Source organism: Mitsuaria sp. 7, from assembly GCF_001653795.1.
Classification (GTDB): domain Bacteria; phylum Pseudomonadota; class Gammaproteobacteria; order Burkholderiales; family Burkholderiaceae_C; genus Roseateles.
This window is the reverse complement of the sequence record NZ_CP011514.1, coordinates 4,925,052-4,939,504: the sequence shown is the minus strand read 5'-3', so window position 1 is coordinate 4,939,504 and position 14,453 is coordinate 4,925,052. Positions and strand designations below refer to the sequence as shown.

General features: G+C 68.8%; 12 protein-coding genes. All 12 read right to left on the bottom strand.

The window, feature by feature from the left end; genetic code table 11:
• Positions 1-5: 5 nt before the first annotated feature.
• The 12 genes from ABE85_RS27760 to murQ all read right to left on the bottom strand — a co-directional run bounded on the left by ABE85_RS27760 (position 6) and on the right by murQ (position 14,430).
• A complete protein-coding gene (locus tag ABE85_RS27760; protein ID WP_157522750.1) occupies positions 6-257 on the bottom strand; it encodes a hypothetical protein in 252 nt (83 codons plus the stop codon).
• A 90-nt stretch (positions 258-347) separates the two neighbouring features.
• Positions 348-1,346, bottom strand: coding sequence for a dipeptide ABC transporter ATP-binding protein (locus ABE85_RS21710; RefSeq protein WP_067279566.1), 999 nt, complete (start codon positions 1,344-1,346; stop codon positions 348-350).
• On the bottom strand, positions 1,343-2,287 hold the full coding sequence (locus ABE85_RS21705) for an ABC transporter ATP-binding protein (protein WP_067279563.1): 945 nt from the start codon (positions 2,285-2,287) through the stop codon (positions 1,343-1,345). The genes ABE85_RS21710 and ABE85_RS21705 overlap by 4 nt, the downstream gene beginning before the upstream one ends.
• Positions 2,287-3,174 (bottom strand): ABC transporter permease subunit, encoded by an 888-nt coding sequence (locus ABE85_RS21700; protein WP_157523137.1) that lies wholly within the window; start codon positions 3,172-3,174, stop codon positions 2,287-2,289. The genes ABE85_RS21705 and ABE85_RS21700 overlap by 1 nt, the downstream gene beginning before the upstream one ends.
• A 58-nt stretch (positions 3,175-3,232) precedes the next feature.
• Positions 3,233-4,243, bottom strand: a complete 1,011-nt coding sequence (locus ABE85_RS21695; protein WP_067279558.1) for an ABC transporter permease — start codon at positions 4,241-4,243, stop codon at positions 3,233-3,235.
• A 57-nt stretch (positions 4,244-4,300) separates the two neighbouring features.
• The gene (locus ABE85_RS21690) at positions 4,301-5,143 is read right to left on the bottom strand and encodes an N-acetylmuramoyl-L-alanine amidase (RefSeq protein ID WP_067279555.1); all 843 of its coding nucleotides are present in this window, start codon (positions 5,141-5,143) and stop codon (positions 4,301-4,303) included.
• Positions 5,140-6,156, bottom strand: coding sequence for an N-acetylglucosamine kinase (locus tag ABE85_RS21685; protein WP_082938833.1), 1,017 nt, complete (start codon positions 6,154-6,156; stop codon positions 5,140-5,142). The genes ABE85_RS21690 and ABE85_RS21685 overlap by 4 nt, the downstream gene beginning before the upstream one ends.
• 171 nt (positions 6,157-6,327) lie before the next feature.
• Positions 6,328-8,796: a TonB-dependent receptor gene (locus ABE85_RS21680; protein WP_067279552.1), complete on the bottom strand. Its 2,469-nt coding sequence runs from the start codon at positions 8,794-8,796 to the stop codon at positions 6,328-6,330.
• A 614-nt stretch (positions 8,797-9,410) separates the two neighbouring features.
• Complete coding sequence (locus ABE85_RS21675; RefSeq protein ID WP_067279549.1) at positions 9,411-10,946, bottom strand: glycoside hydrolase family 10 protein; 1,536 nt, start codon at positions 10,944-10,946, stop codon at positions 9,411-9,413.
• Between the two features lie 35 nt (positions 10,947-10,981).
• Positions 10,982-12,130: an acyltransferase family protein gene (locus ABE85_RS21670; protein ID WP_067279545.1), complete on the bottom strand. Its 1,149-nt coding sequence runs from the start codon at positions 12,128-12,130 to the stop codon at positions 10,982-10,984.
• Positions 12,127-13,446 carry an MFS transporter gene (locus ABE85_RS21665; protein WP_231993155.1) on the bottom strand — a complete coding sequence of 440 codons (1,320 nt, stop codon included), beginning with the start codon at positions 13,444-13,446 and terminating at the stop codon, positions 12,127-12,129. The genes ABE85_RS21670 and ABE85_RS21665 overlap by 4 nt, the downstream gene beginning before the upstream one ends.
• Positions 13,447-13,536: 90 nt before the next feature.
• Complete coding sequence (gene murQ / locus ABE85_RS21660) at positions 13,537-14,430, bottom strand: N-acetylmuramic acid 6-phosphate etherase (RefSeq protein WP_067279542.1); 894 nt, start codon at positions 14,428-14,430, stop codon at positions 13,537-13,539.
• Between the last annotated feature and the right edge of the window lie 23 nt (positions 14,431-14,453).

The window sequence follows — 14,453 nt, the reverse complement described above, 5'->3', positions numbered from 1 at the left end:
TCGGATTAGAGATCGTCGATATCGACTTCGATGGTTTCGGCGCCCTTGAGCGTCGCGAGCAGCACGGCGCGATCGTCGATCAACTCTTCGATCTCGGCCATCAGAGCGTCGTGCAGCTCCGGGCTCAGCGCATAGAAGAGCGGTTGACCCACTCGGTGGACAAGCAGGAGACCATGGTCAGCCGCTTTCATGGCCGCTGCTGGATCTCGAGCAAATTTGAAGAGGGGAATCGTTTGAGACGGAGACTCGACTTCCATGGGACCTCCTTTGAACGGCGCGCGCGGTGCGCTAGTGACCTGTCATTGGAGGGGCGAAGCACGCAGACCGCAATTGCTTCGAATAGTTGTTCAAATCACATCGCAGGCCACGAGCCGCCCATCGACCTCCCGCAACTCCGGCCGCACTTCCGCGCAGCGCGCGACGGCCATCGGGCAGCGTTGATGGAACGCGCATCCCGTCGGCGGCTTCAGCGGGCTGGGCAGCTCGCCGTGGATGCGGATGCGCTCGCGGCGGTCGGCCGGGCGCAGCGCCGGCGTGGCGCTGATCAGCGCCTGCGTGTACGGATGCAGCGGCCTGGCGAAGAGGCGGCGCTTGTCGCCGTGCTCGACCACGCGGCCCAGGTACATCACCATCACCTCGTCCGCCACGTGCTCCACCACCGCGAGGTTGTGCGAGATGAACACGTAGCCCGTCCCGAACTCCTCCTGCAGGTCCATGAAGAGATTCAGGATCTGCGCCTGGATCGACAGGTCCAGCGCGGAGGTCGGCTCGTCCGCGACGACGATCCCCGGCTGCATCACCATCGCCCGCGCGATCGCGATGCGCTGGCGTTGACCGCCCGAGAACATGTGCGGGTAGCGCTGCAGGTGCTCCTGGCGCAGGCCGACCTTCGCGGCCAGAGCCTCGATGCGCTCCTGGCGCTCGGCGCGGTCCAGCGGCGTGTTGATCACCAGCGGCTCGGCCAGCGTCGATGCGATCGTCTTGCGCGGGTTCAGCGCCGCATACGGGTTCTGGAACACCATCTGCACGTCGCGTCGCAAGGCCTTGCGCGCGGCGGCGTCGGCGGCGTCGCGGCCATGGATGCGCAGGTCGCCGGAGGTCGGTGCTTCGATGAGCGTCAGCGCTCGCGCCAGCGTCGATTTGCCGCAGCCCGATTCGCCGACCACCGCCAGCGTCTTGCCCGGAGCCAGCGAGAAGCTGACGCCGTCGAGCGCCCGCACGGTTGCCTTCGGCGCGAACCAGCCGCGGCTCACGCGGTAATGCCGGGCGAGGTCGCGCGCCACCAGCAGCGGCGCCGCACCGGCGCCAGCGCCCGCAGCGACAGACTTGTCTGGCACGGCGCTCATGCGACGGACTCCTCGATCAGCGGGTAGAAGCAGCGCACGCCGTCGACGACGTCCGGGCGCTCGGCGCGACAGTGCGCTTGCACGCGCGCGCAGCGCGGCGAGAACAGGCATCCCGTCGGCCGGTCCAGCGCGCCGGGCACGATGCCCGGCAGCGCCTGCAGCCGGCGCGCCCCGCGGTTGTGTTCGGGGATCGCCGCCATCAGCGCGGCGGTGTACGGATGCTTCGGCGATTCGAAGACCTCGGGCAGATCCCCTGTCTCCACCACCTGGCCCGCGTACATGACGGCGACGCGCTGCGCCATTTCCGCCACCACGGCCAGGTCGTGCGTGATCATCACCAGCGCCATGCCCTGTTCCCGCTGCAGTCGCAGCAGCAGGTCCATGATCTGCGCCTGGATCGTCACGTCGAGCGCGGTCGTCGGCTCGTCGGCGATCAGCAGCTTCGGCGAACACGCGATCGCCAGCGCGATCATCACGCGCTGGTTCATGCCGCCGGAGAGCTCGTGCGGATAGGCCTTCAGCCGGCTCACGGCGTCGGGGATCTCGACCTGCTCCAGCAGTTCCGTCGCACGCTGGCGTGCTGCGGCGCCTCGCAGTCCGAGGTGGGCGCGCAGCACTTCCTCGAGCTGGTGACCGACGGTGTAGCTCGGGTTGAGACTGGCCAGCGCATCCTGGAACACCATCGCGATGTCCTTGCCGATCAGCCGGCGCCGTTGCGAGGCGCTCATGCCGAGCAAGTCCTGACCCTGGAAGCGCAGCGCCGCGGCGCTCACCTGTCCCGGCGGATCGATCAGGCCCATCAGCGCCATCATGCTCACGGACTTGCCGGAGCCCGATTCGCCGACGATGCCCAGCACCTCGCCGGGCGCGACGTCGAGGTCGACGCCGTCCACCGCCGGGAAGGCGCCGAAGCGCACGCGCAGATCGCGCATCTCCAGCATCACGACACCCGCTTCAGTCGAGGGTCGAGCGCGTCGCGCAGCCCGTCGCCCATCAGGTTGACGCTGAGCACCGACAGCAGGATCGCCAGACCCGGCAGCGTGACCACCCACGGCGCGCGGACGATGTAGTCGCGCGCGGACGAGAGCATCGTGCCCCATTCGGCCATGGGCGCCTGCACGCCCAGGCCGAGGAAGCCGAGACCTGCCGCCTCGAGGATCGCGGCGGAGAAGCTCAGCGAGGCATTGACGATCAGCGGCGCGAGGCAGTTCGGCAGCACCGCCGAGAACATCAGCCGCCAGGTCGACGCGCCGGCCACGCGGCTGGCGGTGACGTAGTCCTTGCCGAGCTCCGCCAGCGCCGCGGCGCGCGTGAGCCGGACGTACTCCGGCAGGCTGCCGACGGCGATCGCGATGACCGTGTTCATCAGGCCCGGGCCGAGCACGGTGATGACGCAGATCGCCAGCAGCAGGCCCGGCAGCGCCAGCATCACGTCCATCACGCGCATGACCACGGGCGCGAGCAGCCGTTGATGGAAGGCCGCCAGCAGTCCCAGCAGCACGCCGGGGATCAGCGACATCACCACCGAGGCCAGGCCGATGCCCAGCGACACGCGTGCGCCGTGCAGCAATCGCGAGAGCAGGTCGCGGCCGAGCTCGTCGGTGCCCAGGAAGAAACGCATCTGTCCGCCGTCCATCCAGATCGGCGGCGTCAGCATGTGCTCGCGGTATTGCCGGACGGGATCGTGCGGCGCAATCCAGGGAGCGAGCAGCGCCGCCAGCGCCAGCAGCGTGAAGACGATCAGCGCCACCAGCGCACCTCGGTTGGCGGAGAAGCCGCGCCAGAACTCGGCGAACGGACCGGGCGGCGCGATCGCGGGCGTCGTCATCGTCGTGGACGACGGGGAGGGCGGTGCGCGCATGTCGCTGGGTTGACTCATGGTCGCTTCATCCCTGCTTGCGGATGCGCGGGTTCACCACGCCGTACAGCAGGTCCACCAGCAGGTTGACCGCGATGAAGGTGCAGGCCGAGATCAGGATCCCCGCCTGCACCACCGGATAGTCGCGCCGCGCGATCGCGTCGATCAGCCACTTGCCGATGCCGGGCCAGCTGAAGATGGTTTCCGTCAGCACCGCGCCGGCCAGCAGGCTGCCGACCTTCAATCCGATCACCGTGATCACCGGGATCAGCGCGTTGCGCAGGCCGTGCACCAGCACCACCCGCGCCGGCGACAGGCCGCGCGCGCGGGCGCTGCGCATGTAGTCCTCGCGCAGCACTTCGAGCAGGCTGGAGCGCGTCATCCGCGCGATTACCGCGGTCGTGCTGGTGCCCAGCACCAGCGCCGGCAGCAGCAGGTGGCGCAGTGCCGAGCGCCACGCGCCTGATTCATCGTGCAGCGCCGCGTCGATCAGCATGAAGCCGGTGACGCGCTGGACGTCGTACTCGACCGCGATGCGGCCCGACACCGGCGTCCAGCCCAGGCCCACCGAGAAGAACATGATGAGGATCAGCCCCCACCAGAACACCGGCATCGAGTAGCCGACCGTCGCCACGCCCATCACGCCCTGGTCCAGCAGCGAGCCGCGCCGCAGCGCCGCACCGGTGCCCAGCGCCATGCCGAGCACGATCGCCAGCAGCAGCGCGAAGAGCGCCAGTTCCGCCGTCGCCGGGAAGAGCGCGAGGAACTCGTGCGACACCGGCTCGTGCGAGACCAGCGAGCGCCCCAGGTCCCCGTGCAGCAGACCGCCGACGTAGTCCGCGTACTGGCGCCACAGCGGCTGGTCGAGTCCGAGTTCGTGCATCAGCCGCGCGTGGGTGGCGTCGTCGAGCGCGCGCTCGCCCATCATGATCGCGATGGGGTCGCCCGGCACCAGCCGGATCAGGCCGAAGGCGACCAGCGTCACGCCGATCAAGGTCGGCAGCAACGAGGCCAGGCGGCGGAGCAGGAAGTTCAGCAAGGCGGGCGACAGCGGGCGGGCGTGGCGGTGGCGGGTGTAGGGGGCGGTCCGACGCGATCAATACTCTGAACGCGGCCGGCTGTCCGCCGGGAGCGGCTTCTTCATGAGCATGCCGCCGGGCGTCGTGACGACCTCCAGCAGCGCGGCGGTCTCGGCGTCCATGTTCCCGGAGAAGTCGGCGGGCCGGTACTTCATCTGGAAGGTGCTGATCACCTCGCGCGTGGCCGTGTCCAGCTGGCCGGTCTGCGGCGTCTGGTACCCGACCTGAGCGAGGCGCTTCTGGAACCAGACGGCGTCCGGCACCGGCGCGACCTGGTAGATCGCCTGCTTGATCTGGACCTGCGCGGCGTCGGGCCAGGCGATCAGGCCGGCGTCGGCCAGCTGCTTCCACGGGAACGCCGGACCCGGATCCTGCTTGCGGCCCGGCGCGATGTCGTTGTGGCCGAGGATGCGGTCCGAGCGGATGCCCTGGCGCGCGACGATCTCCTGGACCAGCTTGATCACGTCGTCGATCTGTTCCTGCGGATACGGCGCGTAGACGCGGCCCATCGGCGTCTCGGTGAAGCCGGGATTCACGATCTCGATGCCGATCGAGGCCGAGTTCAGGTTGGTCGCGCCGCCCCAGTAGCTGACGCCGCCGTGCCAGGCGCGGCGGTTCTCGTCGACCAACTGGTAGACCTTGGAGGGCTTCTCCTGCACCAGGTAGTGGGCCGAGACCTTGCCGCCGGTGGTCAGCACCTTCATCGACCGGTCGAAGTCCAGCACCGTGTAGTGGAGGATCAGGAACTGCGCGCGGCTGTCCTGGTTCTCGGACACATGGGTGCGGTCGATCTGCAGCGTCGGCGTGGCGCAGGCCGCCAGCAGCGCGGCGGCGGCGAGGGTCAGGAGCTTGGTTTTCATGGGGCGGGCGCGGCCCGCCTCGCGGCGGCCAGGGCGGTGTCGGGTTGATGAACGGTGAGGGACAGGTCTTGCGGCAGGGCGTCGCGCAGGCCTGATTCGATCGCGGGATGCAATTGCAGCACACGTCCGGCGGCGCTGACGGGACGCACGCCCAGGCGGCGCACGAGCGCGAGCGGCAGTCGGGCGAGCTCGCGGCCGGCGCGGTGCAGCAGGGCCAGCGCGTCGGCGTCGTCGTCCGCCGCGGCGCGCGCGACGGCCAGCGCCAGGCGGCCGATCGAGCCGCGGCGTGCCGCGCTGTCGCCGCCGTACATGAAGGCGCGCGTGGTCGGCCAATCGGCGCCGCCGAGTTCGTCGAAGAGATGTCGCGCCAGCGGGGAGTCGTTCCAGGCGCCCGGCGACTCGTCCTCGCGGCGCCAGACCAGCGCGAGCGCCTCGCGGGCGATCCACTGGCCGCCGCCTTCGTCGCCCAGCAGCGGACCGCGGCCGCCGGCGCGGTGCAGCGTGCCGGCCTCGTCGATGAAGGCCGCGATCGCGCCGGTGCCGGCATAGACCAGATAACCCTCGCCGGGTTTGAACAGCGCGTGCCAGGCCTGCGCGATGTCGCTGTCGCACTGGATCTGCGAGGGCGCCAGGCCCAGCTGTTGAGCGAGCAGCGCGCGCAGTTGCCGGCCGGCGGGGCCGTCCGGTTCGCCGAGGCCGGTGATGCCCGCCTGCAGCCCGTGCAGCGCGCCGGGCGCCGCGTGGGTCAGGACCTCGGCGGCCAGCGATTGCAGCGTCTGCGCCAGCACGACGCGACCGGCGCTGGTGTCCAGCAGCAGCGCGCTGAAGCCGCCGACCTCGCCGCGGGCGACCAGGGTGCCGTCGGGCCGGGCCAGGGCCCAGCGCGTCTGCGTGCCGCCGGCGTCCAGGCCCAGTCCCAGCGATTCGGATGACGTGCCCGCGCGCGCTGACACAGGCCGCGCGGGTCGGTCGAGCTCGTGGGGATGGTCGGTGGCGGAGGGCGTGGGACTCATGGCGGCGTTGGCGCGCGGAGCTTACGAGGCGCGCCGTGCGTTCGCCATTGTCAATGCGCGTGGCGGGTATGACCCAGGCTCATGGGCCGTCGACGGGCGGACGAAAAAAAACCGCGCCGGGAACGGCGCGGTTTTCATGCGGAGCGGCCGTGGCCGCTTCGGGGCGTCGACTTAGAAGTCGGCGCTCAGGCTCATCGACACGAAGCGCGGGGCGGTCAGGTAGTAGAACGCCGTGCTCGGGTTGTAGGTGAACGACTTGCCGTCCGACAGGGCGTACGTGTAGGCCTTGGTGCTGGCCACGGAGCCGGAGCTCGGGCTGGTGCCCCTGGCGTTGCCGATGTTGCTGACGTTCAGTCGCAGCTGCACGTTGTTGGCCCAGCTCACGTTGCCGAAGTTGTAGCCTGCGTCGACGTCGCCGGTCCAGAACGCGTCAGCCTTCTCATCGTTCATCAGCGACGCGTACTGCGAGCCATTGCGCTTGACCTTCAGTCGGGCGTAGAAACCGCCGTAGATGTACTGCACCGAGCTCGCATAGATCTGACGCGGCGTCAGGGTGTACTGCTTGCCCGTCAGGGGCAGGTAGATGTCCTGGGTCGACGTGTTGTTGTTGATCTTCGGACGAGCCACCAGCAGGTCGTCCTTGATCTCGCTCTTCTGGAACGTTGCCGACGCATAGGCGCTGAAGCCCTTGAACGTGCCGGTGCCCGCTTCGAATTCGAGACCCTTGTTGTTCACCTTGCCGGCGTTCATGTAGGTGCTCTTGTCGGCGATCGGATCGTAGGCATTGGCCTGGCGATTGCGGAAGTCCGAGTTGAACAGCGTGGCCGACAGCGACAGGTCCTTGGTCTGGAAGCGATAGCCGAGGTCCGTCATGATCGACGTTTCGGCCTTGGCTTCGCGGACCAGGGTTGCGACACCGTTCGTCACCGTAACGTTGGAGCCGGTGAAGGCGAAGTTAGGCGGAGCGCGGAAGTTCTTCGCGATGTTCAGGAAGACCTGCGAGCTCTTGTCCAGCTGGAAGCGCACGCCGGCTTGCGGGAGCACGTCGTTGTAGGTCTTCTTGAAGTTGAACGCGACGTTCTGGCTTGTGCCTTCGTTCGGCGCGTTGTTCACATCACGCTGGACGTGCGGGGCGCGCACGCCCAGGGTCAGCAGACCACGGTCGCCGGCAAAGGTCCAGTTGTCCGAGACATAAGCCTGGTAGGCGGTGCTCTTCGTGTCCCAATCGCGGCCCTGGTACAGCGAACCGTCGGCGCGGGTCACGCGGCCGCTGTTCAGCCACACCGTGGTCGGGTTGCCGTCGAAGTCCACTGCGACCATCGGCTGGGTTTGACGGTGCTGGGCACGTTCGAACCACAGGCCGAAGCGCAGGTTGTGGTCACCCAGTTGCGTGTTGATCTCGGTCGTGATGCCGGGACGCGACGTGCGCGTCACGCTGGCACGAGCCATCGTCACGGTGTCCAGCTTGTCGCCGTCGCCGTTCAGGTCCTTGCCGTCACCGACAACGCCCGTGGCCGGGTTCAACAGGAAGTTGGATTCCTTGACCGACAGCTGGCTCCAGCCGCCGTTGCCGAAGCCGTACCACAGGTAGGGTTGAACCTTCAGGTAGGTCTCGTTGGCGATCTTGAACGAGCCCGACACCGACACGACGGCGTTCTCGAACGGGTTGTTGGCTAGCTTGTAGTAGTTGGGCGACTGCGACGGATCGATGTCGACCTTGCCATTGGTCGGCTTGACACGGCCGACAAATTTCTGGTTGTAGTCGTAGAAGTAGCCGTTGGTGCGGATCTGCGCCAGGCTGACGTTGCCGATCGCGTTGTTGACGGCGCGGTTGTACAGCACCGAGCCCAGGATCTTGTTGTCTTCGTTGATGTCCCAGCGGAATGCGGCGTCGATGTGGTCCTTCTTGGCTTCGCCGTCGCCCTTCCACTTGTCGGCTTCGGTATGCGAGTAGCTGATGAAAACCTTGGCGGCATTGTTCAGGATGCGGCCCGTGTCGTAGCGGACGAACGAGCGCGTGTAGCGCAGTTCGCCGAAGCCCTGGGACACGCGCACACGCTGCTTGTCTTCCGGATCGCAGCTGGTGATGGACACGTTGCCGCCGGTGGCGCCGGCGTGAGGCGAGTCGGAGTCCGGCGCGCCCTGCTGCAGCGACTGGGTGCAGAGGTTTTCCTGGTCGGCGTATTCCTGCGGATAGACCGCGAAGTTGCCGGAGTCGTTGACGGGCACGCCGTTGACGGTGAAGCCCATCTGGTCGGCGCCGAAGCCGCGGACCGTCAGACCGCCGCCGAACAGGCCGGTAGCGTCGTAGTTGTAGGTGTTCACGCCCGGCAGGAGCGACAGGGCCTGGAAGGGGTTGCCCGAAGCGCGGTCCTTGTCGATCGCCTCGCGGGTCACGGTGCTGCGCGCCTTGGCGCCGTCCTCGTTCACCATCTGACCGGCGGCCAGCTTGTTGCCGCTGCCCACGATGGTGATCGTGCCCAGACGGACCTTGTCTTCCTTGGCGCGCGGAGCGCCGTCATCCGCGGACGTGTCAGCGTCCTTCTTGGCTTCCTGGGCCATGGCTGGCATGACGGCCACCAATGCCGCGGCGGCTGCCAACGCGGTCTTGCGGAAACCCGACCAATTCTTCTGATTCATTCCTGCGCTCCTGTGCGACGAGACCAAACTGAACTAACAACTGAAATCCTGGTGCGGCTGGGGAAGGCTTCCCGCCCTTCCGTCGGCAGATTCCTTGCGCAACCGTTTTCCTCTCTCGAAGTCATCAACTTCGGAAGACCGCAAACGTTTTACGTTGGTTTTTCCGGCCCAGGAATCCATCCTCGGCCAGGCTCTGCTCGTACCAGCCCGCCTGTGTCGGGGAACCGTCTTGATGCGGCTCCTCCTTCATCTGAAGCAAAAAGCCTACCAGTCGAGACAGCCCCCAGCAATGCGGCGAAATCCGCCGTGCAGGGGGCTTTCCGCGCTGACGGGCCCTGTTGCAGGGCGGATTCCGGGAGTCCCGGCACCCGCCTTGGCGATGCACGGCCGTGAGTCTCTTTGCGGGATGTTGTGGGTTTGTGACAAGGAATGACAGGGGCGCCAGGGCTTCCCCACCTGTTTGCCGCACGCGACGGAACGGGCGTCACCCGCCCGGAAACGGGCTCTTCCGAGCTATTTGCGCACCAGGGTGATACAGGGTTTCCACGGAGCACGGGCGCGCCCCGGCACTCACACGTCGTTGTGTGGAATCGACAGTTTTGGGGTCATCGCGTTCAGCTGGAGAACGTTACCCGAGGCCCTTCGCGATTGATCGCGTTGACTGCGCTGGCGCTCAGCAGCCAGCCGTCGCCGATGGCGCCCAGGTCGCCGTCCGGGCCCACGAGGTCGAAGAGCCAGGGGGAATCGGCGCGTCGCGCGTCACGCTTCCACAGCGCGAAGGCGCGGGGCGGAGCTCCGTCCCGGGCGGACAAGCGCAGGTGGCCGTCGGCCAGACGTTCCAGGGCGACGGCCCCGCAGGCTGGCGCGGTCAGCCACGGCGTTTCCGGCGGCAGGGCGGCATGAAGGTAAGCGCCGGCTCGCAAGGTGTCCGCGATGTTCCGGCGGTTCTTCAGCAAGGCGACCATGCTGAAGTGCAGGTGGCCGCCGGTTGGCGGCGCGGTGCGCGTGAGCTCGATCTGCGCCGGGATCTCGTCGATCGGCCAGCCTTCGGTCTCGTTGGCGGCGCGGCTCGTGAACAGGCCGGGCCAGACGTGACGCTCCAACGGATTGACGCCCTGCCAGGCGCGCATCAGCGGCTCGAAGGCCTGCGGCTTCTGCGCGCGCGGCCAGTAGAGCTGGGGCGCGACATAGTCGAGCCAGCCCATCGCCATCCAGTGCTCGACGTGGGCGTACAGCTTGTCGTACTGCGAGAACCCCGTGATGCCCGCCGGGCGCAAGTCCGGGCGCGGCAGGCCGAAGGGGCTGATGCCGACACGCGCGGCGGGGCGCAGTTCGCGGACCAGCTCGTACATCCGCCGCACCAGCTGGTCGACGTTGTCCCGTCGCCAGTCCGCGCGGGGCAGCGTGCCGCCGCCGTGCAGGTAGCGCAGCCAGCTGGCGTCGTCGGGGAAGTCGATGTCCTGCTTGGCCGCGTCCTGGACCGGGTAGGGATAGAAGTAGTCGTCGATGTGCAGGCCGTCGACGGCGTAGCGGGTCAGGAGATCGCGGCAGACGGCCAGCGTGTGGTCCGCGGCGGCCGGCTCGCCCGGATCGATCCAGAGCTGGTCGCCGTACTTCTTGACCCACTCGGGCCGGGTGCGGCTCAGGTGCGTGGCGGCGGCGGCCGACTTGCCGCCGCTCTGCTTCGCGCGGTACGGGTTCAGCCAGGCGTGCAGCTCGATGCCGCGCGCGTGCGCCTGCGCGATCCACAGCGCCAGCGGGTCGTAGCCGGGGCCCTGGCCTTGCACGCCGGAGAGGTACTCGCTCCACGGCTCCAGCGTCGAGCGGTAGAGCGCATCCGCGCTGGTGCGCACCTGCAGCACGATCGCGTTCAGGCGCAGCGCGCGGGCGCTGTCGAGGATCGCGTGGATCTCGGCGATCTGCGCGGCGTCGCTCAGCCCGCGGCGGCTCGGCCAGTCGATGTTGGCGACGGTCGCCACCCAGGCGGCGCGGAATTCGCGCGGCGCCGGCGGCGGGGCGTTGTCAGGGCCGGGGCCGGGCAGCGCCGGCAAGGCCTGCGGCGGGGCGCTGCCGCAGCCCGTGAGCGTGGTGCCCAGGGAACCCAGCACCGGTGCGGCCAGGGCCGCGGTCATCCACTGTCGTCGTCGCATCGAAGGCTCTCAACGGGCGGCGCCGCAGGGGCCGCTCACACTTTCACGATCCAGCCGCGCCGCCACATCGCCCACGCGATGCCGTAGAACACCGCGACGAAACCGGCGGCGAACAGCAGCGACGCGAAACGCGGATCCACCGGCAGCGCGCGCAGCGGCGCGACGAACCAGGCCTTGAGCGTGACGCCCTCGGCGACGTGGATCAGGCCGAGCAGCCGGGCGACCACGCCCGACAGCGCGAAGAGGAACAGCGCATTCATGCCGAACACCACCAGCGGCCGCAGGCGTCGCGCCATCGCGTGGCGCATCCGCGGCAGGGGCGCGGCATCGAGCAGCCAGTAGAACACGCCGAACACCAGACACCCCCAGCCCGTCGTGAGGAAAACGAAGGCGGGGGTCCAGAGATTCTTGTTGATGGGCAGCGTCCAGGCGTCGAGCACCTGCGCGATCCACAGGCAGGCAAGACCCGACACCATGAACCAGGTGGCCTTCTCGCCGGGATCGCGGCTGCGCAAAGCCAGCCAGCGCCCCGCGAGCAGCCCCGCGATCTGGCTCGCGACGGCGGGCAGCGTGCTCAGCAGGCCTTCCGGGTCCCAGGTCTTGCTCTTCGCCCACAGGTGGCCGCCCAGCAGCGTCCTGTCGAGCCAGGCGCCGACGTCCTCGCCCGGCTGCAGCGAGCCGCGATGCCAGACGCCGGACGCGTCCGGCACGGCGACGACGGTCTGCACCAGGCCGTAGCCCAGCAGCAGGCCGAGAAACCAGGCCAGCTGGGCGCGCCAGCCGCACCACAGCGCGATCGGCGCGACCAGGATCGTGACCAGTCCCAGCCGCTGGAGCACGCCGGGGATGCGCAGCGTCTCGACGTGGAAGAAGGGGAAGAGGTTCAGCGCCAGCCCGATCAGGATGATGGTGGCGCCGCGTCGCCACATGTGGCGCAGCAGGGCGACGCGATCGGCGGCCTGGCCTCGGCGGGCCAGGCTGAAGCTCATCGAGATCCCGCTGATGAAGACGAAGAACGGGAAGATCCAGTCGGTGAAGGTCCAGCCGTGCCACTCGGCATGCTCGAGCGGCGCGTAGAGCTGCGACCAGTCGCCCGGGTTGTTGACCAGCAGCATGGCCGCGATCGCGAAGCCGCGGAAGGCGTCGAGCGACAGCAGGCGCTCGCCGTTCGAGGCCGTGCTCACGCGGCGGGCTCCTTGCGGCCAAAGTTCTCCGGGATCCTGATGAGCGAGGCCATCAGGACCGACGGGATCGTCGCGATCAGCACCCAGCCGAAGAAGTTCAGGTAGCCGAGGTGATCCTGGAGCCAGCCGCTCCACATGCCCGGGATCATCATGCCTAGCGCCATGAAGCCGGTGCAGATCGAATAGTGCGCGGTCTTGTGCGGCCCGTCCGAGACGAGGACCATGTACATCATGAATGCGGTGAAGCCCAGGCCGTAGCCGAACTGCTCGACCGCGAGCGCCGAGGCGACGATCCACAGCGAGCCCGGATGGGACCAGGCCATCGCCAGGAACACGAGATTGGGCAGATGCATCGCGGCCACCATCGGCCAGAGCGCCCGCTTGAGCCCGACGCGCGAGATCGCCCAGCCGCCCAGCAAGCCGCCCAGCGTGAGCGCGATCAGGCCGACGGTGCCGTAGACCAGGCCCAGTTCCGTGTTCGTCAGGCCGAGCCCGCCGACCTGGATCGGATCGAGCAGGAACGGCACCGCGATCTTCAGCAGCTGCGCCTCGGGGAAGCGGTACAGCAGCAGGAAGCCCAGGATCACCGGAAGCCCGGGCTTGCGGAAGAACTCGGCAAAGATGTGGAGGAACATCGGCCAGTTCCGTTCCGTGCGCGGCAACGGGCGGTCCGCGGCGGGGCGGGGCAGGCGCCACCAGTGATAGAGGGACACCAGCAGGAAGCTGCCGGCCAGCAGGGCCATCACGACCTGCCAGGCGAAGACCCAGCCGCCTTCGGACTTGTGCAGCTGGTCCGCCAGCGTGACCAGCCCGCCCATGCAGAAGATGTTGGCCAACCTGTAGAAGGTCGAGCGGACGCCGACGAAGGCGGCCTGCTCATGCTTCTCGAGCGAGAGCAGGTACAGGCCGTCGGCGGCGATGTCATGCGAGGCCGACACGAAGGCCATCACCCACAGCGCAGCGATCGACAGGCGGAAGAAGTCCGGCAGCGGCAGCGTCAGCGCGACGCCCGCCAGCGCGGCGGCGATCACGAACTGGGTGGCCACGGTCCACAGGCGCTTGGTCGCCAGCATCTCCACCAGCGGCGACCACAGGGGCTTGATCACCCACGGCAGGTAGAGGCTGCCGGTGAAGAGCGTCATGTCCGTGTTGGAGATGCCGAAGTTCTTGTACATGACCCCCGACATCGACATCACGAAGACGTAGGGCAGGCCTTGCAGGAAATACAGCGTGGGCACCCAGCGCCATGGGCTGCGCGTGCCGCCCGTGCTGCGGGCCTGGCCGGAAGAATTCGGAGATTCGGAAGAGGCGGACATGGGCCTCAGTGTCGATGCAAACAGAGGGGGTGCCGCATCGGGGATTGCAGCGCTTGCGTGCGAGGACCGTGCGAGCGCCGCGCGAGGCGATCAGCGATCGGCCAGCGCCGCGCGCACGTCGCCGGCGTGTCGCGCGAGCAGGGCCTGCGCCCCGGCCGCGTCGAGCCGGCGCAGCAGCATCACGACGGCGGTCTTCACATGGAAGCCGCACTGGTCGAGCGCCGCGCGCGCCGCGGACTCGTCGGCGCCGGCGGCGCGCATGGTCAGCGCGACGGCACGCCGGACCAGCTTCGCGTTGGTGGCCTTCATGTCCACCATCAGGTTGCCGTAGACCTTGTGCAGCTTGACCATCAGCGCGCTGGAGAAGCTGTTCAGCGCGATCTTCTGCGCCGTGCCCGCCTTCAGACGCGTGCTGCCGGAGATCACTTCGGCGCCGGTGTCCAGCAGGATGGCATGTTCGCCGGCGGCCAGCACCGCGGCGCCCGGGTTGTTGGCCATCGCGATCGTCAGGCAGCCGGCGGCGCGGCCCGCGGCCAGCGCGCCCAGCACGTAAGGCGTGTGGCCCGAGGCGGCGATGCCGATCAGCACGTCGTCCGGAGTCGGCGCGAGCGCCTCGATGTCGCGGCGGCCCTGGGGCTCGTCGTCCTCCGCGCCTTCCACGGCGACGAACATCGCGCCCTCGCCGCCCGCCAGCACCGCGACGGCGCGCTCGCGCGGCCAGGAGAAGGTGGGCACGAGCTCGACGCTGTCCAGCACACCCAGCCGGCCGGACGTCCCGGCGCCGGCATACAGCAGCCGGCCGCCCGCCGCGATGCGCGGCAGCGCCGCGTCCACCGCCGCGGCCAGCGCGGGCGCCGCCGCCCGCACCGCCTCCACCGCCGACCGCTGGTCGTCGATGAAGACCTCCATCAGCCGGGCACTGTCGTACAGGTCCAGGTCTTGATGGTGGGCGCTGGGGGTTTCGGTTTTCAGGGGAGAGGACATGGCTCGGCCGGGGCGGAAGGGGA